Source organism: Micromonospora sp. CB01531 (assembly GCF_001905095.1).
Lineage (GTDB): Bacteria > Actinomycetota > Actinomycetes > Mycobacteriales > Micromonosporaceae > Micromonospora.
On record NZ_LWLS01000061.1, the window covers coordinates 272491 to 296970 of the forward strand.

The following is a 24480-nucleotide window of genomic DNA, read 5'->3' on the forward strand; positions in this document are numbered from 1 at the left end:
CCTGCCGGCATCGAGCTGCCGCCGGCAGGCGGTTCGGATCGATCAGGCCACCTCGTGGGCGGGCACGATCTCCCGCCGCTCGGCGAAGTGGCAGGCGCTCGGGTGGTCCGAGCCCGGGCGGATCTGGAGCAGCGGCACCTCCTGGGCGCAGAGGTCCTGCGCCTTCCAGCACCGGGTGCGGAACCGGCAGCCCGAGGGCGGGCTGATCGGCGAGGGGACGTCACCGGTAAGCCGGATGATCGCCTTGTTGTCCCGCAGCGTCGGGTCCGGCACCGGCACCGCCGACAGCAGCGCCTGGGTGTACGGGTGGGTCGGCCGCTCGTAGATCTCGTCCTCGGTGCCGACCTCCACCATCTTGCCCAGGTACATCACGGCGACCCGGTCGGAGAGGTGACGCACGACCGACAGGTCGTGGGCGATGAAGACGTACGACAGACCGAACTCGGCCTGAAGCTTCTCCAGCAGGTTCATCACCTGCGCCTGGATCGACACGTCCAGGGCCGACACCGGCTCGTCGCAGACGATGACCTCGGGCCGCAGGGCGAGCGCCCGGGCGATGCCGATGCGCTGCCGCTGGCCGCCGGAGAACTGGTGCGGGTACCGGTTGATGTGCTCCGGGTTCAGGCCGACCAGGTCGAGCAGCTCCTTGACCTTGGTCCGGCGGCTGCCGCGCGGCGCCACCTCGGGGTGGATCTCGAACGGCTCGCCGATCAGGTCACCGACCGTCATCCGCGGGTTCAGCGAGGTGTACGGGTCCTGCATCACCAGCTGGATCTGCCGGCGCAGGCGCCGCAGCGCGCCACCGGACAGCTTGGAGATGTCCTGCCCCTTGTAGAGCACCTGGCCGCTGGTCGGCCGCTCCAGGTTCATCAGGACCCGGGCGAGCGTCGACTTGCCGCAGCCGGACTCGCCCACCACGCCCAGGGTCTCGCCGGCCTTCAGGTCGAAGGAGACGCCGTCGACCGCCTTGACGTGACCGGTGGTCTTCTTGAACACGATGCCCCGGGTCACGGGGTAGTGCTTGACCAGGTCACGGACCTCGATGATGTTCTCAGTCACGGTTCACGAGCTCCTCGGCGAAGTGGCAGGCGCTGGCCCGGCCGCTGCCGATCTGCAGCAGCGGGGGCAACTTCTCCCGGCACACCGGCTGCGCCATGGGGCAGCGCGGGTTGAACGGGCAGCCCGACGGGATGTTCATCAGGTTCGGCGGGAGGCCCTTGATGGTGCGGAGCTCCTGCCCCTTCTCGTCCAGCCGGGGGATCGAGTTGAGCAGGCCGAGGGTGTACGGGTGCGCCGGCTTGGCGTACAGGTCGTACACGTTTGCTTCCTCGACGATCCGGCCGGCGTACATCACCGCGATCCGGTCCGCGACGTCGGCGACCACACCGAGGTCGTGGGTGATCAGGATCATGCCCATCTGCCGCTCCCGCTGGAGCTCGCCGAGCAGGTCCATGATCTGGGCCTGCACGGTCACGTCCAGCGCGGTGGTCGGCTCGTCGGCGATCAGCACCTCCGGGTCCAGCGCCAGCGACATCGCGATCATGGCGCGCTGCCGCATGCCGCCGGAGAACTGGTGCGGGTAGTTGCTGAACCGGCCCTTGGCGTTCGGGATCTTCACCTGGTCGAGCATCTCGATCGCGCGCTTCTTGGCGTCCGAGCGGCTCATGCCACGCCGGACGCGGAACTGCTCGGCGATCTGGAACCCGACGGTGAAAACCGGGTTGAGGGCGGAGAGCGAGTCCTGGAAGATCATCGCAATGCCCTCGCCGCGGATGCGGCGCCGCTGCTCGGCGGACATCTTGAGCATGTCCTTGCCGTGGAAGCGGACCTGGCCACCGGTGACGAAGCCGGGCGGAGTGTCGAGGATGCCCATGATGGTCTGCGCGGTGACGCTCTTGCCGGAGCCGGACTCGCCGAGCACGGCGAGGGTCTCCCCCGCGTCGACGTGGTACGTCACCCCGTTGATGACCTTGGCGACGCCGTCCCGCGTGCGGAACTCGACCCGCAGGTCGTCAACCTCGAGCAGGCGGCCCGAGGGACGGCCGGATCCGTCGGCGCCCGGCGCGGACTGCTCGGACACGAGAATGTCGGACAACTGAATCTCCCCTATCGGAGCTTCGGGTCGAGGGCCTCGCGGACCGCCTCGCCAAGCATGACGAAGCTCAGCACGGCGGTGACGAGGAACGCGGCGGGGAAGAACAGCAGGTAGGGCGAGACCCGAATGTAGTTCTGCGCCTCGCTGATCATGATGCCCCAGGACACGACGGGCGTCTTCAGGCCGATGCCCAGGAAGGACAGGGTGGCCTCGGCGCCGATGAAAGAGCCGACCATGATCGTCCCGTACACCAGCAGCGGGGCGAGGCAGTTCGGCAGCAGGTGCTTGAGGATGATGCGGCCGGTGCCGGCGCCCAGCGCGCGCGCCGCGACGATGTAGTCGGCCTCCTTGGTGGCCAGCACCGAGGAGCGCATCAGCCGCATCACGACCGGCCAGCTCAGCACGGTCAGCGACATGATCACCAGACCCATGATCGTCCACTCGTTGTTGTCCGAGCCCGAGCCGTTGAAGGTGGTCAGGATGACGATCGAGCCGAGCACGAACGGCAGGCCGAAGAAGATGTCCGCGATCCGGGAGAGCAACGCGTCCACCCAGCCGCCGCGATAGCCGGCGATGATGCCCATCGTACCGCCGATCAGCAGGGTGCCGATCACGGAGAGCAGCGCCACCATGATCGAGGCGCGGGCGCCGTAGATGGTCCGGGCGAAGACGTCCCGGCCCTGCACGTCGTAGCCGAACCAGGCGTCGGCCGAGGGCTTCACCTGGCTGCGGGACAGCGCGCCGTTCACCGCGTCGCCGGAGGTGAACAGCGACGGAAAGGCCGCCATCAGCACGAAGATCACGATGAGCGTGGCGGAGATCCAGAACAGCGGCTTGCGGCGCAGGTCGATCCAGGCGTCACCGAGCAGGCCGCGTGGCTTCTGCTGCTTCTGCGCGCTCTCCGGGAGCCCGGCGTTGACCGGCGCGCCGGCCTCGGACGGCTGCTCGGGGCGGGGGGTGCTGACAAGCGATGCGGCGCTCGGGTCACTCATAGCGAATCCTCGGGTCCAGGGCGGCGTAGAGCAGGTCCACCAGCAGGTTCATCACCAGATACACGACGACCAGCACCACCACGATGCCGACAACGGTAGCGCTCTCCTTAGTGACGATGGCGCGGAGCACCTGGCGGCCGATGCCGTTGATACCGAAGATGCCCTCGGTGATGATCGCACCACCCATCAGGGCACCGAGGTCGGTGCCGAGCAGGGTGACAACCGGGATGAGCGAGTTGCGCAGCAGGTGCACGCCGACCACCCGGCGCATGGGCAGGCCCTTGGCGATGGCGGTACGGACGTAGTCCGCACGCCGGTTCTCGGCGATGCTGGTGCGCGCCACCCGGGCGACGTACGCCGTCGAGGCGCTGCCCAGGACGAAGCCGGGCAGGAGCAACTCGGTGATCCGCATCTCGCTGGAGACGGTGGGGTGGACGATGTGCCAGTTGACGCCCAGGAGCCACTGGAGTACGAAGCCGATGACGAAGACCGGCAGGGCGATCAGGAACAGGGTGGAGACCAGGACCAGGTTGTCCAGGAACCCGTTGCGCCGGAGACCGGTCAGCACGCCCGCGCCGAGGCCGATGGCGGCCTCAATGGCCAGCGCCACCACCGCCAGCTTCAGCGTGTTCGGGTACGACGTCAGGATGATGTCGCTGATTTCCCGGCCGCCGAAGGTGATGCCGAAGTCACCCTGGAACAGGTTCTTCATGTAGCTGGCGTACTGCAGCCAGATCGAGTCGTCGAGGTGGTACTTCGCGGTCATGACCGCTCGGAAGTTCTCCGGGCAGCCCCGGTCGCCGCACTTGCCGGCGAACGGGTCGCCGGGTACCGACCAGACGAGCCAGTAGATCAGGAATGTCGTGCCGATGAACACCGGCACGAGTTGCAGTAGCCGTCTCAAGAGATAACGGCCCATGGGGGTGGTCCTCCAGACAAGGGGCGCGTCGGATCGGCCGACACGGGCGGCGACAACGTGCGAGGGGTTTGTTGTACACCCCCTCGCGGAACGGCCCCGGGTCGGGCTCACCGGTAGGCGAGCCCGACCCGGGGTCAGACCGTTCGGATCAGAGCTCGACCGAGGTGATGTCGAGCTCGCCGACGTTGGTCAGCTCCATCTTCTTGATCTTCTCCGAGTGGCCGGACTGCTGGCCACCGAAGTAGATCGGCATGGACGGGACGTCCTGGTCGATGAGCTTGACGGCGTCAGCGAACTTCTTGTGCGACTCCTCGAGGCTGGGGGCCGCGGAGGCCTCCTTGGCGAGGGCGTTCACCTGGTCGTTGCTGTACAGACCGTCGTTCGAGGAGCCACCCTTCACGTAGAGCGGGTTGATCCAGTTCTCCACGTCCGGGTAGTCCTGCTGCCAACCGGCCCGGTAGGCGCCGTCCATCTTGTGGGCGTTGATGTTCGCCCGGAAGACCGCGAAGGTCGGCACACCGACGGCGACGGCGTCGATACCCAGGTTGGTCTTGACCTGCTGGGCGACGGCCTCCATCCACTCCTTGTGGCTGGCGTCGGCGTTGTAGTACATCTTCAGCTGCCCGGTGAACCCACCGGCCTCGGTGAGGAGCTGCTTGGCCTGCGTCGCGTCGAACTTGCAGGCGGTGCAGTTGCCCGGCTCGGCGCCCGGGGTCAGCGGGTTGGCCCAGCTGTCGGCCGGCTTGCGGTTACCGAAGAAGATCTTGTCGGTGATCTCCTGCCGGTTGATCGACAGCGAGATTGCCTTGCGCAGCTTCGGGTTCTGGAAGCGCGTGTCGTAGATCGGGAAGGCGATGATGCCCGTCGACGGGGTGGTGGAAGCGATGGCCCGGTCGCCCAGGTCGGTCTTCCACTTGTCACCGGCCAGCGACGAGACCGGGACCTGCTGCTGGAAGTCCAGGTTACCCGAGACCAGGTCGGCGTACGCCGCCGTGTCGTCCTGGTAGATCTTGACGGTGACGTCCTTGATCTTCATCTTGTCGCGCAGGCTGTAGTCGTCGAAGCGGGTGAGCTTGATCTCGACGTCGTCCTGCCACGAGACGAGCTTGACCGGGCCGTTACCGATCGGCTTCTTGCCGAACTCCTCCGGCTTCATGTTGAAGAAGGCGTCCGGGAGCGGCATGAAGGCGCTGTAGCCCAGCTTGGTCGGGAACACCGCGGTCGGCGCGGAGAGCGTGACCTCGAAGTTCCAGTCGTCGACGACCTTGAGGCCGGACATCTCCTGGACCGTCGGGGTCGGGGCCTTCTTCGGGCCGTCGCCGTCCGGGTCCTCCGGGTTCAGGTCGGAGAAGCCCTGGATGTCGGCGAAGAAGCTGGCGTTCTGCGCGCCGTTCGGGGCGTACGCCGCCCAGTTCCAGGCCTTGACGAAGCTCTCGGCCTTGACGGTGGTGCCGTCGTGGAACTTGGTGTTCTGCTTGATCTTGATCTTGAAGACCTTGGAGTCGCTCGTCTCGATCGACTCGGCAAGGGCGTTCTGCGGGGCCCCACCGTTGTTGGGGTACTCGACCAGACCGGTCCACATCCAGTCGATGATCTTGCCGCCGCCGGTCTCGGTCGTGTTCGCCGGAACCAGGGGGTTCTCCGGCTGGGTGCCGTCGATGACGATGGCGCCGTCCTTGCTGGCGCTGGCGTCGCCACCGTTGTCGTTCCCGCTCGAGCAGCCGGACGCGACGAGCGCGAAAGCCGCGCCCACCGCGAGCGCGCCGCTCGCCCGCTTCGAGACTCTCATTCCGAGGGGCCTCCTCTTTCTAACCTGGTTCCGTCGTGGGTTTCACGCACGTCTTGGGGGGTGACACCAACCGCCGACCCGAACCACAGGCCGCCGGCTTACCGCAGAGGAAATCGGGACACCCCAGGGGTACCGATCCGCCGGGCACCGCACCCCCGAGGACACCGCGCAGGGTCGACGGCCACATGCCACCACCAGAGGTGGCGCCACGTGGTCGGCGGGCCCGACGAGTTGCCTCACAGCTGGGGGTGAGGTGCTGCAACTGTGACACCAACCGGCAGCTTCCGTGAAGGTGCCGTTATCAAGACGTTAGTTGGCCGCCACGTTGCCGATACTTGAGAAAAGATCATGAAATCGACGAGCTGTACCGGTCTGAACAGCCAAAATACGGTCACAAGGGTCGAAGGGTGACGCGTAGTCTCGACGACTGTGAGCTTTCCCGCCTCCGCCTCGGTACTTCCCGACGTACGCCGGGCGCTGGCGGTTTTTGCCCATCCGGATGATGTCGACTTCGGCTGTGCGGGCACCATCGCCGGCTGGGTGGATGAGGGTATCGAAGTGGCGTACCTCATCGTCACCCGGGGGGACTCCGGCGGCTTCGACGACACCCCGCGCGCGGAGCTGCCCGCCCGACGCGAGGCGGAGCAGCGGGCCGCGGCCGCCGCGGTCGGCGTACACCGGGTCGACTTCCTCGACGGCCACCCCGACGGCATCCTCTCCCCCAGCCCAGAGCTACGCCGCGACATCGCCGCCGGGATCCGCCGGTTCCGCCCGGACCGGGTGCTGACCAGCTCCCCGCTACGCCGCTGGGAGCACCTCACCGGCCCGAGCCACCCCGACCACCTGGCCGTCGGCGAGGCCACCACCTGCGCCGTCTACCCCGACGCCCGCAACCGCTTCGCCTTTCCTGAGCTGATCGACGCGGGCCTGGAGCCGTGGGTGGTCCGGGAGATCTGGTACGCGGGCGGCCCGGCACCGGACCACGCCGTCGACGTCACCGACCGGGTGGACCGGAAGATCGCCGCGATGCGGACGCACCGCTCGCAGACCGCGCACCTGGACGTGGCGGCCTGGGTGCACGACCTGCTCGGCATGATCGCCGGCGACGCCGGACTGCCCGCCGGCCGGCTGGCCGAGGCGTTCACCGTGCTGCGCACCGAGTGATCTGAACCGGTCGTCGGCCACCCGGACAGCGCACGGCCCCGACGCCACGAGGGCACCGGGGCCGGCCGGCCGGGGCGGTCAGACCAGGCGGCGGTCGGCCGCCCAGCGGGACAGCTCGTACCGGTTGGACATCTGCAGCTTGCGCAGCACGTTGGAGACGTGCGTCTCGACCGTCTTGATCGAGATGTACAGCTCCCGGGCGATCTCCTTGTACGCGTATCCCCGGGCCAGCAGCCGGAGCACCTCACGTTCGCGGTTGGTGAGCTGGTCCAGCTCCGGGTCGGCGACCGGCGCGTCCGGCCGGGCCGCGAACGCGTCCAGCACGAACCCGGCCAGCCGCGGGCTGAACACGGCGTCGCCGTCGGCCACCCGGCGGATCGCGTCGGTCAGCTCCTCCGGCGAGATGGTCTTCGTGACGTAGCCCCGGGCGCCCGCCCGGATCAGCCCGATCACGTCCTCCGCCGCATCGGACACACTCAACGCCAGGAACCGCACCTGCGGGTGGGTACGCCGCATCGCGTCCAGCACCGCCCGGCCGCCACCGTCGGGCATGTGCACGTCGAGCAGCACCACGTCGGGCTGGGTGGCGGCGATCCGGCTGACCGCCTCGGCCACCGTGCTGGCCTCCCCCACCACCTCGACGCGCGCGCCGAGCTCGGCGCGTACGCCCGCCCGGAACATGGCGTGGTCGTCGACGAGGAACACCCGCAGCCGCCCGTCGCGGGGCTGCGCCTCCTCGACCGGTTCGTGCTCGGCCATGGTCACCTGTCCCTTTCCGTCGTGCCGCCCGAGCCGCTGATCGGCAGGATCAGCCGGACCTCGGTGCCTTCCCCGGGCGCGGAGCGGATCTCCGCCCGGCCTCCGTGCCGCTTCATCCGCCCGATGATCGAACCCCGGACGCCGTGCCGGTGATCCTCCACCGTATCCGGATCGAAGCCCTTGCCCCGGTCCCGGACGAAGGCGCTGACCTGGTCCGGCTCCACCTCGGCGTAGAGCGACACCGTGCGTACCTCGGCGTGCCGGGCCGCGTTGACCAGCGCCTCCCGGGTGGCGGCGACCAGCGCGCCCACCCGCTCGTCGGTCTCCCGGTCGCCCACCACCACGACCTCGACCGTGATGGCGAAGGTGTCCTCCACCTCGGCGGCGGCCTGTTCCAGGGCGGCGGCGAAGCGCTCGGTCGGCGAGGCGGCCGGCTTGTAGAGCCAGTTCCGCAGCGACCGCTCCTGGCCCCGGGCCAGCCGCTGCACGGTCTTGACGTCGCTGGCGTTGCGCTGGATGAGGGCCAGGGTGTGCAGCACCTGGTCGTGCACCATCGCGGCCAGCTCGGCCCGTTCCTGCTCCCGGATGCGCCCCTCCCGCTCGGAGCGGAGCTGGTTCCAGGTACGCCAGAGCACCGGGCCGGCCACCACGCCCACGCCGGCCAGCCCGACGAGCGCGAAGATCACGCCGTTGAGCACGGCGTCGAAGTTCTGCACCGGCGAGTAGACCGCCGCCACGCCGATGATGCCGACCGCGACGAGCACCCCACCGCCGACGAAGCGGAGCACGAACGCCCGCCGGTCGCTCTCCTCCACCACCGCGCCCAGCCAGGGCACCGGCATCGATCCGCCCCCCTGCCGGCGGCGCTCCGGCGCGGACTGGTGCCAGATCACGCCGGCGCCCACCGCGATGATCGCGACCAGCCAGCCGGCGGTGCCGGCCGCGCCGACGGAGTGGAAGGCCATCATCTGGACCATCAGCACACCGAGCCCGATCGCCACGAACGGCAGGAGCTGGGCGAGGTCGCGGCGGGGCGGGACGGCGGTGTCGCCGGGGCGCGGTGGCACCACCGCCCAGAAGGCGGCGTAGAGGAGCAGTCCGAGGCCGTTCAGCCCGAGCAGCACCATGAAGGCGATCCGGACGCGGAGCACGGAGACGCCGAGGTGTTCGGCGATGCCGGCGGCCACCCCCGCGGCCAACCGGTGCTCGGTGGCCCGGTAGAGCCGCGGTGGGGGCGGGGTCGTGGTGGTGCTGATCGGAGGCTCCCAGGTCGGGGACGGAGGCGGTGCCGGTCCGATCGTCACACGGCTGGACGGCCCCCGACCACGGGGACGCCCCCGACATTCGGGGGCCGAGGATCTCAGGGTGGGGTCAGGGTCGGGTCCGGAGGCCGCTCGGGCGACCGGGGCAGCAGGATCGAAGGCATGACCGACGACCCTGCCCGTCCGCCCCGGCCCGGGGCGGCACCATTGGACGGGCCCCCGCCACCCCCGCCGCCGGGGCCGGCGGCCACCCCCGCCGATGCCCCGACGCCGCCGCCGGCCGGATCCGCCGGCCCGCCGCCGGGCGCGTCGACCGCGGGTTCCGCGCCGTTCGCCGACGCGCCACCCCCGGGGTACGCCCCACCGCCCGGCACCGCCGGCTTCACCTCCCGGTACGGGCTGGTCCGCCCGCGGGACGGCCGCTACCTGGCCGGCGTCTGCGCCGCCATCGGCCGGGCCACCAACACCGACCCGGTGCTGTGGCGGGTGCTGCTCGCCGTGCTGGGCTTCTTCGGCGGCATCGGCATCCTGGTGTACGTCACCGCGTGGCTGATCATCCCCGGCGAGGGAGACACCGCCTCGCCGGTCGAGTCGATGCTCGGCCGAGGCCGGTCGAGCATGTCCCCGATCACCGTGATAATGCTCAGCATCGTGGTCGCGGTCGGCTTCGGCTACGTCGTCACCAATGCTTACCGGGCGATCCTGCTCGGTGCGGTAATCCTCATCGGCGGTGCGCTGCTGCTCAATCGGGACCAGCGCAACCCGCTGGGCCGGCAGCCGGCCCCGGCGGCGCCCGGCACACCACCGGGCCCGTCGGCCTGGCCCGCGCCCGGCGCCACCCCGCCGGCCGGTACGCCCGCCCCGGCCTGGTCCGGCTCCGCCACCGCCGGCCCGGCCGCGGCACCGACCACCGGCACGCCCGGCTGGCCGTCGAGCGCCCCGGCGAACCCGGGTGGCTGGACGGCCACCACGGCGTCGCCGGCCTGGCCGCAGGCCGCACCCACCGCGCCGTCGGCCCGGACCGGCGAGTCGGTCGGCGGGACCCTGCCGGCTCCGGACGCCGGGCCCGCCCCGGAGGCCCCGGCCTGGTCCGACCCCGAGCGCACCGCCGCGCAGCCGGCCTGGCCGGCGACCGGGTACCCCCCGGCCCCCGGCTCGGGCGACCGGACCGCCGAGGCGGGGCGGGGCGACGGGACGCCGACCTGGCCGGGCACGCCGACGACGGGTGCCCCGCTCGGGCAGCCGGTCTCCGTGCCCCCGCCGGCGCCGGTGGGCGCGCCGCTGCCACCGGGCGGCTACCGGCCGCCGTTCGCGCCGCACGGCCCGTACGCCCAGGCGTACCCGCCGTCGCCGCCGGCCCCCCCACAGCCGGCACGGCCACCGAAGCGGCCGAAGGAGCGCTCCGCGCTCGGCGCGGTCACCTTCTCACTGATCTTCCTGGCGCTGGGCGTGGTGACCGTGCTCGACCTGCTCGACGTCTTCGCCGTCGGTGCGGCCGGCTACTTCGCCGCAGTGCTGGCCACCATCGGGATCGGGCTGCTGGTGGGCACCTGGTTCGGGCGGGCCCGCTGGCTGATCGCGCTCGGCCTGGTGGCCGCGGCGGCGCTCGGGATCGCCACCGTCGCCGACTCCTACGACCGGATCCGCGGCATCGACGGCAACGTCACCTGGGCCCCGCCCAGCTACCGCGACCTGGCGGACCGCTACGAGAACAACTTCGGCGACGCGGTGCTCGACCTGCGGGCGGTGGACTTCGACAAGAAGGACACCCAGGTCACCGTGGAGGTCAACTTCGGCAAGGCGACGGTGGTCCTACCGCCGAACGTGGACGTCACCACGGTGGCCGACGTGAACGCCGGTAACGCCACCGTCTTCGGTCGGCGGACCGGCGGGGTCAACGGCCGCCAGTGGGAGACCACCGACCTCGGGCCGGACGGCCGCGGCGGGGGCACCCTGCGCCTGCTCGTCCATGTGAACGCCGGAGACCTGGAGGTGACCCGGTGAAGGCCCACCGCACCGACGTCGTGTCGTTCGCCTTCGGGCTGGTCTTCCTCGGCCTTTCCGTCTGGTGGCTGCTCGCCCGGATCCTCGGGCTGACCCTGCCCCCGGTGGGCTGGTTCCTGGCGGGCGGGCTCCTCCTAATCGGGCTGCTCGGCCTGGTCGGCGCGCTGCGCTCCGGGCGGCACGCCTACAGCGAACCGGTCCACCACCGACCCGAAGCGACGGTCGCCACGCCCTATGTGGAGACCGCCCCGACCGGCGGCGTGCCCACCGCCCCCGAGGCCGACGAGTGGGCCACCGATGCGGTGGCCGACTGGCCGGTCCAGGCGCGGGAGGACCGGCCCGGCGGCGAGCCGCACTGGTCGCCCACCACCCGCCCGGGCGACCCCGGCGACCTCGCCACCCGCGAGCTGCCCGCCGTCGAGCCGGCGGCCGAGGGAGGTCCCGGCGAGAGCGCGCCGGTGACCCGCGAACTGCCCGCGGTGGACTGTCCGGAGCAGCCAGGCGGGCGCGGTGCCGCGGACGGTCCGGGCGCCGACCGGTCGGAGCGGCCGCCGGGCTGACCACGACGGTGCAGGGCGGGGACGCTGCCGCCTATGCTGGCTGGTGGAGATCTCGCCTCCGCCGGCCGGCCCACCGCGTGGCGCACCGGCCGCGGCCGGTGCCTCCGGTCGTCGGGGCCCGTCCCGACCGGCCAGGTCACCGTGGTGGTCCCGCCGCTGTCCGTCGCTACCTCGTCAGGAGCCCGTCCGACATGACCCAGTCCCCCGCCGTGCGCACCCCCGGTCCGTTCGGTGCGGTCGGCATCGGCGAGCGTGCCGCCCGTACCCTCGTCAGCGAACTCGCCCGGCGCAACGACCCGAAGGCCGGCCTGCTGGTCGGCGCGGCCCCGGAGTCCGCGGTGCTGGCGGCGGCGATCGAGGCGCTGCTACCCGGCGACCGGCTCACCGTGGTGCCGGCGGATGACTTCTCCGCCGCTGCGCTCCGCGAGCACGTGACGGCCCAGGGCCGCTGGGTCGCCGACCGGGTACGGGTGGCCGACACCCTCGCCGAGGCGGACGCCGCCGAGGTGGTCATCGCCGCCGAACCGTTCACCGGCAGCGCCGACGAGACCCAGGTGGCCGTCGACGGGCTGTCGAAGTACCTGACCGAGGGCGGGGTGCTGAGCGTGGCCGCGCCGGTCTTCCGTACCGAGGGCGCCGGGGCGGAGCTGGACCGGCAGGGTGTGCTGCACGGGGTCCGCGTGGATCTGGTGCTGCGCAACTCCCCGCCGGTACGCGTGCACCACCTCCGCTTCACCCCGGCGACCGCCGCGCTGGCCGCCAAGCTGTCGCCGGCGTACCGGCCGTCGAGCGTGCCACTGACCCGGACCATGCACATCGACTCCAACGGCGTGGCGGCGGCCGGCATCAGCCTCGGCCTGGCCGCGCTGGCCCGGGTGGCCCGGCCGAAATCGAAGCTCTGGCTGCTGCCGGCGCTGGCTGCCGCCCCGGTGGCCGCGTTCTTCCGGGACCCGGAACGGGACGTTCCGGAGGACCCGTCGGCCGTGGTCGCCGCAGCGGACGGCCAGGTGCTCTCGGTGCAGCGGCTGCACGACGAGCGCTTCGGTGACGGCGAGTGGCTGCGCGTCGCGGTCTTCCTGTCCGTGCTGGACGTGCACGTGAACCGGTCGCCGGTGGCCGGCAAGGTGATCGACTACTTCGTCGCGGACGGCGGGTTCGTCAACGCGATGAAGCCGGACGCCGAGCACAACGTGGCGGCGTACACCGTGCTGGACACCGAGCACGGCACCGTGGTGGTGGCGCAGCGTACCGGCCTGATCGCCCGGCGGATCGTGCAGCGGGCACCGGTCGGCGCGCTGCTGGCGAAGGGCGAGCGCTTCGGCCTGATCCGGTTCGGCTCGCGGACCGACGTCTACCTGCCGGCGGACGCGGCCGAGCCGCTGGTCGGCCCGGGCGACAAGGTGGTCGGCGGCGCCACCGTGATCGCCCGCTGGCTCTGATCCCGGATACGAAGAAAAGGGGCGCCGCTCGTCGCGGCGCCCCTTTTCGCGTCGGTACGGGTCAGGCGGCGCGGCGCTGGTGCAGCCAGAGCACCGGACCGCTGACCAGGTAGCCCACCACCACGAGGCCGAAGGTGAGCCGGATGTCGACCAGCGCGCCGATCACCGGGGCCAGCCAGAGCCACGGCGGCAGCTTCACCAGCCGGGCGAGCTTCGCGTACGGGAAGCTGGAGACCATGGCGAAGGCGAGCAGGGCCACCCCGCCGACCATCACCAGGCCGGAGACCGGCACCCCGATCGCCACGGTCAGGGCCAGCACGGCCGCCGCCATGGTGGTCGGTACGCCGCAGAAGAACCGGCCGTCCTTCGGCGAGACGTTGAACCGGGCGAGCCGGATCGCGGCGCACCCCGCGACCAGGGCGCAGGCGACCGCGGCGGCCGCGGCCGGGACCGAGCCGGCCAGCGAGGCGTAGACGACCACCGGGGCGGCGAGGCCGAACGAGCACATGTCGGCCAGCGAGTCCATCTGGGCGCCGAACGGGCTGGCCACACCGAGCTTGCGGGCCAGCGCGCCGTCCAGGCCGTCGAACGCGACGCAGGCGATCAGGCAGAGCGCCGCCACCCGGACCTCGCCCCGCATGGCCAGGAAGATCGCCAGCATGCCGAGCATCAGGCTGCTCAGCGTGCAGGCGTTGACCAGGGCGAACTTTGCACGGCGGGCGGCGGTGCGGTCACCCGGCAGGAGCGGGATCGACATCCCCGGCGAGTCGTCGACCGGCGCGGCTGGGGCAAGTGCGGGGCTTACCGGCCGCACCGCCTCGACCTCCGGGTCGAACCGGCCGTAGCGGCGGCGCTGGCGGTCGGTCCAGCGGTGGTCGGGGGTGACCAGGTCGGTCGCGCTTGCGGCGGCGCCGTCCCGGCGGCCCACCCGGACCAGCAGCACCTGGCGGGCGAACGTGCTGCTGCGGCGCAACCGGCCCGCCCAGCGACGCCCTGCGGGGCGCGGACTGTCACTCGTACGACGCCGGCGCCATGGGGCTCTCGGCACGTTTCCTCCATCACCGGATCGGCTGAACCGCCGTGGAAGGCGGGTGTCCGGCTGTCTCGTGCCGGACCCATTCTGGTCCGGCAGCCCGTTTGCGGAGTACACCATTGCACAGGCAAGTGGGGCTTGGCGATAGCTGCCGGCGGTACTTATAACTCCCTTAACCGCGCGGATCGCTCAGATCTTCCCATCTCGGGCGTCATCGCCCGTTTTCGTTCGCCAAGTACCCCCGACTGTACCGGAGGCCGGCCACCCCGAGCCGACGAGCGGGTGTCACCTGCCCCGATGTCCGGTTGCCCGGGCCGCCACGTCCGTCATCCGCAGGCCGCCCACCCGGTCCGGAGCGAACCAGGCGGCACGCGCGGTGGACCCGCCGGCCAGTTCCGTGACGACCGCCTCGGTCGGGGCGTCGACGCGTACCCGGTAGATCACCCGGACGCTGTGCCAGTCCATCGGCCGCCCCTCCGGGCCGAGCGCGGCGGGGTTGTGCAGGCTGTCCACCGCCAGCAGGTCGACCACCCGGCCGAGCTGGCCGGCCTCCTCCACCAGCTCGCGGAGCAGCCCGGCCGCCGGCTGCTCGCCGTGATCGGTGCCACCGCCGGGCAGGTGCCACTTCCCGGCCCCCGGATACCCGTCGGCGATCATCGTGAGCAGCACCCGCCCGGCCGGGTCGGTGACCAGCCCGTACGCGGCGAAACGCTGCCGGCGGTCGGCGGGTGCCGGGGCGGCCTGCCCGAGCGGCAGGGCCCGGGGCAACTCCGACGGCAGCGGCGTGACCGGCAGCCCGAGCAGCTCGGCGGTGAACGGCATGAGCGGCAGGGCGGCCGCCTCCGCGGACGTGTACCAGCCCAGCTCGTCGCTGCCACCGGACGGCTCCGGACGAAGCGTCCCGCCCCGCGCCTCGACGTCGAAGACCAGCCGGTCGGTGTGCACGGTGACACCGGCGTCCCGGAAGGTGGCGACGTCGGCGACCGCGGCCCGCACCCCGGTCACGTCGACGGCCAGACCGGTCTCCTCGGCGAACTCCCGCAACACCGCGTCGGCGGGGTGCTCGGCGTGCTCCAGCCCACCCCCGGGCAGCTGCCACACCCCGGGGTAGGGACAGGCCGCGGCCTCCCGCACGAGCAGCACCCGCCCGTCGGCGTCCCGCAACACCCCGTACGCCCCGATCCGCCGCCGTTCCTCCACCCCGCACCACTCCCGTCGCCGCCACCTGCGTCGATCATGAGGTTAGCGGCCTGGCGATGGGCGTACCGCACCGTCAACCTCATGATCACCGAGGGCCGGCGGCGCGGAGGCCGGGGGATGGTCAGATGAGTTGGGCGGCCTGGACGGCCTCGGCGGTGACCTCGGTGAGGCGGTCGGTGGGGAGGGCGCCCAACTCCTCGCGGCGGAACCAGCGGGCCTCGCAGGTGGAGCCGCCCACGTCGACCACGGTGGGCGGGGCCGGTTGGTCGACGACCACCCGGTAGAAGGCGCGTACGCCGTGCCAGTCGATCGGGTAGCCCTCCGGGCCGAGCGAGGCCGCGTCTCGGTGGCTGGCGACGCCGAGGAGCTCGACCAGCCGGCCGGTCTGCCCGGTCTCCTCGACCAGCTCGCGGATCAGCGCGGCGCCCGGCTGCTCCCCGTAGTCGGTGCCGCCGCCGGGCAGGTGCCAGCAGCCGGCGCCCGGGTACCCGTCGGAGACCCGGGTGAGCAGCACCCGCTCCTCCGGGTCGGTCACCACGGCGTACGCGGCGAAGCGCTGCGCCCGGTGCAGCCCGTCCGGCCCCGGGACCGCGTAGAACGAGGGAAACTCGGGGACCTCCTCCGGGACGATGTCCCCGGTGGCGGAGGGCAGGCCCAGGGCCCGCGCGGTGAACGACCGCAGCGGCAGCTCCCGGGCCTCGTCGAGGGTGAACCAGCGGGCCAGGTCGGTCGGTCGACCCTCCCGTTCGGTCAGCGTCCCGCCGCGCACCGAGACGGTGTAGAGCAGCCGGTCGGTGTGGATGGTGATGCCCCGCTCGGGCAGCGCCCGCATGTCGGCGATCACGTCCCGGAGGCCGGCGACGGCGACCGAGAGCCCGGTCTCGGCCGCGGTCTCCCGGACGACCGTGTGGTTGGGGTCCTCACCGTGGTCGACCGCCCCGCCGGGCAGGGACCAGGTGCCGGGGGTGCCGGAGCGGTCCGATGCGCGGACCAGCAACACTCGGTCGTCTGAATCAGCACAAACTGCGTATGCCGCGATCCTGCGGAGCGGCTCCAGCGAGGTGGTCACGGGACAAAATTCTCCCCCGCTGCCGTTACGTCCATCGAAAAGAGTCAGATTCCTGACTCTTTGCTGGCGCCTCAGGGATCGGTCAGGGTAGGAGTCCGGGCGGTCACCGAGGTCGTCCGGCACACCGCGCGGGACCGTGGACGCATGACCTACCAGAGCACCCCTCACGCCCCGTACAAGCAGCTCCGTCGTCCCACCACCGACCGGATGGTCGCCGGCGTCGCCAGCGGCCTCGGCCGCTACTTCGCCGTCGATCCCACCCTGGTCCGGGTGGTCTTCGCCGTCGCCACCCTGCTCACCGGCGGGCTCGCCGCGCTGGCGTACCCGATCATGTGGTTCCTGATGCCGGAGGAGCCGGCGAGCGCCCCCGCCTGGCCGCACCCGGCGGGCACCGCGCCGGGCTGGCCGCCGGTCCCGCCGCAGGCGACCGCCGCTCCCACCCACGCGGGGGCGACGCCGCAGACCGCGCCCATTCCGGCCGCCCCGCCGGCCCCGCCCGCGCCGCAGGCTGGGCCGACCCCGCCGGCCGGACCCACGCCGCAACCGGCGCCCGGGACCGCTCCTCAGCCGCCGGCGGCCTAGCCCGAATCACTCCCACTCGATGGTGCCCGGCGGCTTGCTGGTCACGTCCAGGACCACCCGGTTCACCTCGGCGACCTCGTTGGTGATCCGGGTGGAGATCCGGGCGATCACCTCGTAGGGCAGCCGGGACCAGTCGGCGGTCATCGCGTCCTCGCTGGAGACCGGGCGCAGCACCACGGGATGCCCGTACGTGCGCCCGTCACCCTGCACACCGACGCTGCGCACGTCGGCCAGCAGCACCACCGGGAACTGCCAGACGCCCCGGTCCAGCCCGGCGGCGGACAGCTCCTGCCGGGCGATCAGGTCGGCCTTGCGGAGCAGGGCGAGCCGCTCCTCGTCGACCGCGCCGATGATCCGGATGGCCAGACCCGGGCCGGGGAACGGGTGCCGCCAGACCATCGCCTCGGGCAGCCCCAGCTCCAGGCCGAGCGCCCGGACCTCGTCCTTGAACAGCGTGCGCAGCGGCTCGACGAGGGCGAACTTCAGGTCCTCCGGCAGGCCGCCGACGTTGTGGTGGCTCTTGATGTTGGCGGTGCCGGTGCCACCACCGGACTCCACCACGTCCGGGTAGAGCGTGCCCTGCACCAGGAACTCGACGTCGCCGTGCGCGGCGATCTCCCGAGCGGCGGCCTCGAAGACCCGGATGAACTCGCGACCGATGATCTTGCGCTTCTGCTCGGGGTCGGTCACCCCGGCCAGTGCGCCCAGGAACCGCTCCCGGGCGTCGACCACCTTGAGCTTGATGCCGGTGGCCGCGACGTAGTCCTTCTCCACCTGCTCGGCCTCACCGGCCCGGAGCAGGCCGTGGTCGACGAAGACGCAGGTGAGCTGATCGCCGACGGCCTTGTGCACCAGCGCCGCGGCGACCGCGGAGTCGACGCCACCGCTCAGGCCGCAGATGACCTCCTTGGCGCCGACCTGCTCCCGGATCCGGGCCACCTGCTCGTCGATGATGTTCTCGGGCGTCCAGGTCGGCTCGATCCCGGCGATGTCGTAGAGGAAGCGGGTGAGCATCTCCTGGCCGTGAGCGGTGTGCCCGACCTCCGGGTGGAACTGCACGCCGGCCCGCCGGCCGACCAGGTCCTCGAACGCGGCGACCGGCGCGCCGGCGGACTCGGCGGTGACCGTGAAACCGGTCGGCGCCTCGGTGACGCAGTCACCGTGGCTCATCCAGACCGGCAGGTCGTCCGGAAGATTGCGGAGCAGCACGCCGGCCTCCGGGCGGGCGTGCAGCGGGGTGCCGCCGTACTCCCGGTTGCCGGTCCGCGCGACGGTGCCGCCCAGCGCCTGGGCCATCGCCTGGAAGCCATAGCAGATGCCGAAGACCGGGACTCCGGACTGGAACATGTCGGCGTCGACCTGGGGGGCGCCCGGCGCGTAGACGCTGGCCGGGCCGCCGGACAGGATGATCGCGGCCGGGTTCTTCGCCAGCATGTCGGCGACCGGCATCGAGTGCGGGACGATCTCCGAGTAGACCTTCGCCTCGCGTACGCGGCGCGCGATGAGCTGGGCGTACTGGGCTCCGAAGTCCACCACGAGGACGGGGCGAGGCGTGCTCATGTGCAGCAAGCCTACCGACAGTCACCGCCGGACCGGGCGCGGCCCGGCCGCGTCCCGCCGTGAGGTCGATGACAGCCCTCCGGGTGACCCCCTAGCGCAGCGCGGCGGGGGCGTGCCCGGGGACGGCGGGCTGGTGCGGGGCGACCGGGTCGAGCCGCCGGTACGCCGACCCGAGCGGCGGCCGGGGATCCTCCTCGCCCTTGTTCGGCCAGCACGCCATGGCCCGCTCGGCCTGGGCGGTGATGGTCAGCGACGGGTTGACCCCGAGGTTCGCCGACACCGCCGCGCCGTCCACCACGTGCAGCCCCGGGTGGCCGTAGACCCGGTGGTACGGGTCGATCACCCCACGCTCCGGGGTGGCCCCGATCACCGCCCCGCCGAGGATGTGCGCGGTCATCGGAATGTTGAACGGCTCGGTGATCGCCCCTCCGGGCGTGCCGTCGATCTCCTCGGCGAGCAGCCGCACCGCCTGGTTGCCGCCCGGGATCCAGGTCGGGTTGGGTGCTCCGTGCCCGGGGCCGGAGACCAGCCGACGGCCGAACCACCCGCGCCGGACCCGGGTGGTGAGCGAGTTGTCGACCGACTGCATGACCAGGGCGATCACGGTCCGCTCGGACCAGCCACGCACCGAGAGCAGCCGGGCCGCCAGCCGGGGCTGCCGGACGATGCTGCCCAGCCAACGCCGGACCCGGTGCGGGCCGCCGTCGACCAGCAGCGACTGGAGCAGGCCCATCGCGTTCGAGCCCCGGCCGTAGCGGACCGGCTCGATGTGGGTCTGCGGGTCGGGGTGGAACGAACTGGTGATCGCCACCCCCTCGGTGAAGTCGAGCCCGCGCTGCCGGGCCTGCCGTGGGGCGACCGAGGCGCCCAGGATCGCCTCCGAGTTGGTCCGGGTCAGCTCGCCGAGGCAGGGTGAGAGCCCGGGGAGCGCTCCGGTGGCCCGCATCTCATGCAGAAGCCGCTGGGTGCCCAGCGCGCCCGCCGCGAAGACCACCTGGTCGGCGTGGATCACCTGACGGCGCTGGCGCACCCAGGCACCGGTGCGCACGGCGTACACGTCGTACCCGCCGCCCGTGGCCGGCCGGACCGCGGTCACCGTGGTCAGCGGGTGGACCTGGACGCCGAGCCGCTCGGCGAGCCACAGGTAGTTCTTGACCAGCGTGTTCTTCGCGCCGTGCCGGCAGCCGGTCATGCAGGCGCCGCAGTGGCGGCAGCCCGTCCGGTCCGGCCCGGCCCCACCGAAGTACGGGTCGGGCACCCGCTCGCCGGGCCGGCCGAGGTGCACGCCCACCGGGGTGGCGTGGAAGGAGCGCCCCACCCCCATCCGCTCGGCCACCGCCCGCATCGCCTGGTCCGCGCCGGTGCGGACCGGGTACGTGGTGACGCCGAGCATCCGCTTCGCCTGGTCGTAGTGCCGGGCCAGTTCGTCCCGCCAGTCGGTGATGTCCCGCCACTGGGGGTCGGCGTAGAACGCGTCGAGGGGTTCGTAGAGGGTGTTCGCGTAGACCAGGGAGCCGCCACCCACCCCGGCTCCGGAGAGCACCAGGACCCCGCCACCGGTCTGCCGGTCGGCCGAGCGCAGCAGGTCGATCCGCTGGAGGCCGTAGCAGCCGAGCTTCGGAGCCCACAGGAAGCGCCGGACCCGCCAGGAGGTCTCCGGGAACTCCTCGTCCGCGAACCGCCGGCCGGCCTCCAGGACGCCGACGTGATAGCCCTTCTCGGCCAGGCGGAGCGCGGTGACGCTGCCACCGAATCCGGACCCGACGACCACCACGTCGTACCGCATGAACGCATCATTACCGACGAGTAGCCATCGCGCCAGGGCCAGTTTTCGGAGATCATGCAGAGCGCTCGACGGGCCGGGAGCCGGGCCACGCAACCAGCGGTGCCCCCTGACGCGTTGAGTGGACATCGGGGAAGGGGTCCACCATGCCGGGCGCGACATCGAGACGACGCTGGCCGCTGGGGTTGGCCGCGCTGACGGCCGTACTGCTGGTCGCCGCCGGGGCGGTGGTGGCCGCCCGGCTGGTCTCCCGCCCGTCCTCCGGCGCCTCGCCCGGCCCCGCCGCCGGCGCGGCCACGCCCACGGCGTCCGCCGGCACCCCGAGCCCGACCCCGGCCAGCCCCACCCCGCCGCCGGGCGCCAACCTCACCGGCCCGCTCAACCTGCTGCTGGTCGGGGTGGACACCCGGGTCACCGTGCCCGGCTGGGAGCCGCACTCCGACGCCGTGCTGGTCCTGCACGTGCCGGCCGGGCTGGACCGGGCGTACCTCTTCTCCCTCCCCCGCGACCTGGTGGTGGACATCCCGGCCTTCCCGAAGTCCGGCTACCCGGGCGGCCGGACGAAGCTGACCCACGCGATGAGCTTCGGCAGCCGGGTCCCCGGCGACAAGGCCCACCCCAGCACCGCCCAGGGGTACGAACTGCTGCGCACCACGGTCAGCCGGTACACCGGCCTGCGCATCGACGCGGGCGCGGTGATCAACTTCGGCGGGTTCGACCGGCTGGTCGACATCCTCGGCGGCGTGGACCTCTACGTGGACCAGCGGGTCGCCTCGATCCACCGCCGACCCGACGGGCGAATGCGGAACCTCTCCGGCAGCACCTACACCGGCCCGCAGATGGTCTACGAGAAGGGCGACCGCCACCTGACCGGCTGGCAGGCGCTGGACTACGCCCGCCAGCGCTACACCGCCGGCGGCGACTACACCCGGCAGCGCCACCAGCAGCAACTCATCCGGGCGCTGGCCCGGAAGATCCTCGACCAGGGGCTGGCCCGGGACCCGGCGCGGGTCGACCAGGTGGCCGCCGCCCTCGGCGACACCCTGGTCTACGCCGGCGGCGGGCGCCGCCTGGTGGAGTTCGCGTACGCCCTGGGCGGGCTGCCGGCGAACGGTTTCGTCCTGGTCGGACTTCCCGGCGACGCGGTGGGCAAGGGTGGGTCCTACCGCGGCGAGCAGCTCCAGCCCGTGGGCCGGCAGTTCCTGGCGGCGCTGCGCGGCGGCACCGCGGACGCGTTCCTGGCCACGCACCCGGCGCTGCGCATCAGGACCTGACCGCTGTCGGCCGGGACGGCCTGCGCTGCCGGCGTTGACCGCGGCCCTTCCTCACAGCCGCTTCGGTGCGGCCGGCCGTTCGGTGTCGTAGAGCCAGGCGGCGAAGAGCTTGCCGAGCTTCTTGTGCGAGATCCGCTCGGCCAGCGCCACAAAGTCCTGCGTGGTGGCGTTGCCGTTCTTCTTCTCCTCCGCCCAGGTCCGCAGGATGGAGAAGAAGGCGGCGTCGCCGACGGCCACCCGCAGCGCGTGCACGGTCATCCCGCCCCGCTCGTACACCGACTGGCTGAACAGGTTCGCCACCCCCGGCTTGCCCGGCGGGGTACGCCAGACCTGCCCCGAGGCGCCCGCGTACTTCTGGTCGAAGGTGCGCTGGACGGTGGACTGGCCGGTGTGCTCGGCCCAGAGCCATTCGGCGTACGTGGCCAGGCCCTCGTTGAGCCAGATGTCCTGCCACTTCTGCAGCGCCACGCTGTTGCCGAACCACTGGTGGGCCAGCTCGTGCGCGACCACCCCGGTGTTGTCGCCCTGCCGGAAAAAGCTGGCCGAGTAGACCGGGCGGCTCTGCGTCTCCAACGCGTACCGGATCCGGTCGTCGGCGACCACCACCCCGCCGTACGCGTCGAACGGGTACGGTCCGAAGACGCTCTCCAGGTAGTCGGCGACCTCGGTGGTCCGGGCGATCGACCGGTCCGGCGCGCCCTCGGCCACCTTCGTGGTGACCGCGCTGTACACCGGCCGTCCCCGGTGCTCCCCGGTGGTCACCCGGAACTTCCCGATCGCCACCGTGGCCAGGTAGCTCGCCATCGGCGACCCCTCCGACCAGCGCCAGGTGGTCCAGTCGCCCTGGGTGGTCCGTCCCTTCGGGACACCGTTACTGACCGCGGTGAGCCCCTTCGGCACGGTGATCTCGAAGTCGTAGGTGGCCTTGTCGGAGGGGTGGTCGTTGACCGGGAACCAGGTGCTCGCCGACTCCGGCTGGCCGAGCGCGATCGCCCCGTCGGCGGTGTGCAGCCAGCCGCCCTCGCCGAGCACGTCGTTGGGCAGGGCGGCCGGCTCGCCGTCGTACCTGATCTGGACGACGAAGCCGTTGCCGGAGGTCAGGCCGGTGGCCGGGGTGACCACCAGCTCGTCGTCGGTGCGGGTGGAGGCAGCCTGGGCCCCGTCCACGGTCACCGACCGCACGGTCAGCCCGGCCAGGTCCAGGTTGAACGCGGAGAGGTTCGCCGTCGCAGTGGCCCGCAGCTCGGTGGTGCCGGTGAGCTGATCCTTCGCCGGGTCGTAGCGCACCCGCACGAGGTAGTGGGTGACGTCGTAGCCGCCGTTGCCGTAGCTCGGGAAGTAGGCGTCGCCGGCCCCGGCCGCACCCGGCCCGAAGGTCCGCGCGGCCGTCGCGCTGGGCGGCCCGACGGTCGGCGCCGCGGCCGGATCGGCCGAGCCGCAGCCGGCGAGCAGCAGCGTGCCGCAGGCCAGCAGCCCGAGGCGTCGTCGTCCGCTCCGCCGTGCCCGCGTCATCGCCCTCGGTCCCTCCTCGGCCCGTCTCGGCCCTGCCCGGGCCGCTCCGCCCGCGGCAGCCTACCGATCGATGATCACGCCCGCGTCACGGCAGGGCGGGCGCGCCGGCACCGACCAGCCAGGCGTCGAAGAGCGGGCGCAGCGACCGGCCGGCGATCCGCTCCGCGTACCCGATGAAGTCGGCGGTGGTGGCGGTGCCGTTCCGCCGCTCGGCCAACCAGCCGCGCAGCATGCGGAAGAAGGTCTCGTCGCCGACCGCGCGGCGCAGCGCGTGCACGGCCAGCGCGCCGCGCTGGTAGACCGCGTCGCCGAACATCGCCGCCCGGCCCGGGTCCACAGTCGGTTTCGTCCAGTCGGTCACCGCGTACCGGTCGGCGAAGGCCTGCGCCACGGTGCGGACGCCGTCGTGCTCGTTCCAGAGCCACTCGGCGTACGTGGCGAAGCCCTCGTTGAGCCAGATGTCGCTCCACCGCGACAGCGAGACGCTGTCGCCGAACCACTGGTGGGCCAGCTCGTGCGCCACCACCTCGGTGTTCGGCCGGTCGCCCCGGAAGAAGCCCGGCCCGTAGACCGGCCGGGTCTGGGTCTCCAGCGCGTACCGGATGCGCTCGTCGGCGACCGCGATGCCGCCGTACGCGTCGAACGGGTACGGCCCGAACCGCTCGGCCAGGAAGTCGGCGACCTCGCCGGTCCGGGCCAGCGCCCGGGCGGCCGGCCCGTCCGCCGGCAACCCGGCGGCGACTGCGGTGACCAGCGGCTTCCCGGCGTGCGTACCGGTCGACACCCGGTAGTTCCCGATCACCAGGGTGGTCAGGTAGCTGGCCATCGGCGACCCCTCGGACCAGCGCCAGGTGGTCCAGCCGTCCTTGCTGGACTGTCCCTTGGGCACCCCGTTGCTCAGCGCGGCGAGCCCGTCCGGGACGGTCACCTCGAGGTCGTAGGTGGCCTTGTCGGAGGGGTGGTCGTTGACCGGGTACCAGGTGCTCGCCGACTCCGGCTGGCCGAGCGCGATCGCCCCGTCGCCGGTGGCATGGAAGCCGCCGTCGCCCAGCTCGCCGCTGGGCAGCGGCTGCGGCACCCCGCCGTACGCCACCTCGACGGTGAACCGCTTCCCGGCCGGCAGGCCGTGCGCCGGGGTGACCATCAGCTCGTTGCCGTCCCGCCGGTGGGTGGCCGGGGCGCCGTCGACGCGTACCCGGTCGACGGTGAGACCGGCGAGGTCGAACTGGAACCGGGACAGCCCGGCGGTCGCGGTGACGGTGACGGTGGCCTGGCCGGTGAGCCGGTCGCTGGCCGGGTCGTAGCGGACCCGCAGCGCGTAGTGGGCGACGTCGTAGCCGCCGTTGCCGGCCCCCGGCACGTACGGGTCGCCGAGGTCGGCCGCCCCGGGTCGGAACCGCGCGTTCGCGTCCTCGTCGGTGCACCCGCCCGCCAGCAGCGCGACCGCCAGCACCGCCGCCGACCACCGCCGACCCCGTGTCATC

The 24480-nt window shown here is 72.5% G+C and carries 19 protein-coding genes and 1 pseudogene; 6 read left to right on the forward strand and 14 right to left on the reverse strand.

The window, feature by feature from the left end:
• Window positions 1-42: 42 nt before the first annotated feature.
• The 5 genes from A6A27_RS13005 to A6A27_RS13025 all read right to left on the reverse strand — a co-directional run bounded on the left by A6A27_RS13005 (window position 43) and on the right by A6A27_RS13025 (window position 5795).
• A complete protein-coding gene (locus A6A27_RS13005; RefSeq protein WP_073834839.1) occupies window positions 43-1059 on the reverse strand; it encodes an ABC transporter ATP-binding protein in 1017 nt (338 codons plus the stop codon).
• Window positions 1052-2080, reverse strand: a complete 1029-nt coding sequence (locus A6A27_RS13010; protein ID WP_073834959.1) for an ABC transporter ATP-binding protein — start codon at window positions 2078-2080, stop codon at window positions 1052-1054. Before A6A27_RS13010 ends, A6A27_RS13005 begins: the two co-directional genes overlap by 8 nt.
• Before the next feature lie 26 nt (window positions 2081-2106).
• Complete coding sequence (locus A6A27_RS13015; protein ID WP_073834840.1) at window positions 2107-3087, reverse strand: ABC transporter permease; 981 nt, start codon at window positions 3085-3087, stop codon at window positions 2107-2109.
• Complete coding sequence (locus A6A27_RS13020) at window positions 3080-4006, reverse strand: ABC transporter permease (RefSeq protein WP_073834841.1); 927 nt, start codon at window positions 4004-4006, stop codon at window positions 3080-3082. The genes A6A27_RS13015 and A6A27_RS13020 overlap by 8 nt, the downstream gene beginning before the upstream one ends.
• Window positions 4007-4154: 148 nt before the next feature.
• Window positions 4155-5795 (reverse strand): peptide ABC transporter substrate-binding protein, encoded by a 1641-nt coding sequence (locus A6A27_RS13025; RefSeq protein ID WP_073834842.1) that lies wholly within the window; start codon window positions 5793-5795, stop codon window positions 4155-4157.
• Between the two features lie 429 nt (window positions 5796-6224).
• Between A6A27_RS13025 and A6A27_RS13030 the strand changes: the two genes are divergently transcribed.
• Entirely contained in the window at window positions 6225-6959 is a 735-nt protein-coding gene (locus A6A27_RS13030) for a PIG-L deacetylase family protein (protein WP_073834843.1), read from the forward strand.
• A gap of 78 nt (window positions 6960-7037) precedes the next feature.
• Here A6A27_RS13030 and A6A27_RS13035 read toward each other — a convergent pair whose 3' ends face one another.
• Complete coding sequence (locus A6A27_RS13035) at window positions 7038-7718, reverse strand: response regulator (protein ID WP_073834844.1); 681 nt, start codon at window positions 7716-7718, stop codon at window positions 7038-7040.
• Window positions 7719-7720: 2 nt separating this feature from the next.
• The gene (locus tag A6A27_RS13040; protein ID WP_198940294.1) at window positions 7721-8974 is read right to left on the reverse strand and encodes an ATP-binding protein; all 1254 of its coding nucleotides are present in this window, start codon (window positions 8972-8974) and stop codon (window positions 7721-7723) included.
• Between the two features lie 168 nt (window positions 8975-9142).
• On the opposite strand from A6A27_RS13040, the gene A6A27_RS13045 reads away from it, so the two are divergent.
• The 3 genes and pseudogenes from A6A27_RS13045 (at window position 9143) to A6A27_RS13055 (ending at window position 12983) form a co-directional block, all read left to right on the forward strand.
• The gene (locus A6A27_RS13045) at window positions 9143-10984 is read left to right on the forward strand and encodes a PspC domain-containing protein (RefSeq protein WP_073834846.1); all 1842 of its coding nucleotides are present in this window, start codon (window positions 9143-9145) and stop codon (window positions 10982-10984) included.
• Window positions 10981-11163: pseudogene (locus A6A27_RS13050) on the forward strand (hypothetical protein); the annotation flags it as partial. The gene A6A27_RS13045 and the pseudogene A6A27_RS13050, both read left to right, overlap by 4 nt.
• Window positions 11164-11735: 572 nt before the next feature.
• Window positions 11736-12983: a phosphatidylserine decarboxylase gene (locus tag A6A27_RS13055; RefSeq protein WP_073834847.1), complete on the forward strand. Its 1248-nt coding sequence runs from the start codon at window positions 11736-11738 to the stop codon at window positions 12981-12983.
• Window positions 12984-13044: 61 nt separating this feature from the next.
• On the opposite strand, the gene A6A27_RS13060 is transcribed toward A6A27_RS13055, so the two are convergent.
• The 3 genes from A6A27_RS13060 to A6A27_RS13070 form a co-directional block, all read right to left on the reverse strand.
• Entirely contained in the window at window positions 13045-13956 is a 912-nt protein-coding gene (locus tag A6A27_RS13060) for a CDP-alcohol phosphatidyltransferase family protein (RefSeq protein WP_073834848.1), read from the reverse strand.
• A gap of 345 nt (window positions 13957-14301) precedes the next feature.
• Window positions 14302-15216, reverse strand: a complete 915-nt coding sequence (locus A6A27_RS13065) for an NUDIX hydrolase (RefSeq protein WP_073834849.1) — start codon at window positions 15214-15216, stop codon at window positions 14302-14304.
• A gap of 121 nt (window positions 15217-15337) precedes the next feature.
• A complete protein-coding gene (locus A6A27_RS13070) occupies window positions 15338-16285 on the reverse strand; it encodes an NUDIX domain-containing protein (RefSeq protein WP_073834850.1) in 948 nt (315 codons plus the stop codon).
• Between the two features lie 144 nt (window positions 16286-16429).
• Here A6A27_RS13070 and A6A27_RS47425 point away from each other — a divergent pair, with 144 nt between their 5' ends.
• Window positions 16430-16867, forward strand: a complete 438-nt coding sequence (locus A6A27_RS47425; RefSeq protein WP_073834851.1) for a PspC domain-containing protein — start codon at window positions 16430-16432, stop codon at window positions 16865-16867.
• Between the two features lie 6 nt (window positions 16868-16873).
• On the opposite strand, the gene guaA is transcribed toward A6A27_RS47425, so the two are convergent.
• Window positions 16874-18427, reverse strand: a complete 1554-nt coding sequence (gene guaA, locus A6A27_RS13080; RefSeq protein ID WP_073834852.1) for a glutamine-hydrolyzing GMP synthase — start codon at window positions 18425-18427, stop codon at window positions 16874-16876.
• Window positions 18428-18518: 91 nt separating this feature from the next.
• Window positions 18519-20213 carry an FAD-dependent oxidoreductase gene (locus A6A27_RS13085; protein ID WP_073834853.1) on the reverse strand — a complete coding sequence of 565 codons (1695 nt, stop codon included), beginning with the start codon at window positions 20211-20213 and terminating at the stop codon, window positions 18519-18521.
• A gap of 143 nt (window positions 20214-20356) precedes the next feature.
• Here A6A27_RS13085 and A6A27_RS13090 point away from each other — a divergent pair, with 143 nt between their 5' ends.
• Entirely contained in the window at window positions 20357-21484 is a 1128-nt protein-coding gene (locus A6A27_RS13090; RefSeq protein ID WP_073834854.1) for an LCP family protein, read from the forward strand.
• Window positions 21485-21535: 51 nt separating this feature from the next.
• On the opposite strand, the gene A6A27_RS13095 is transcribed toward A6A27_RS13090, so the two are convergent.
• Both A6A27_RS13095 and A6A27_RS13100 read right to left on the reverse strand, forming a co-directional pair.
• Complete coding sequence (locus A6A27_RS13095) at window positions 21536-22996, reverse strand: M1 family metallopeptidase (protein ID WP_073834855.1); 1461 nt, start codon at window positions 22994-22996, stop codon at window positions 21536-21538.
• Window positions 22997-23081: 85 nt separating this feature from the next.
• Window positions 23082-24479, reverse strand: a complete 1398-nt coding sequence (locus tag A6A27_RS13100) for a M1 family metallopeptidase (protein WP_073834856.1) — start codon at window positions 24477-24479, stop codon at window positions 23082-23084.
• Window position 24480: the final 1 nt, after the last annotated feature.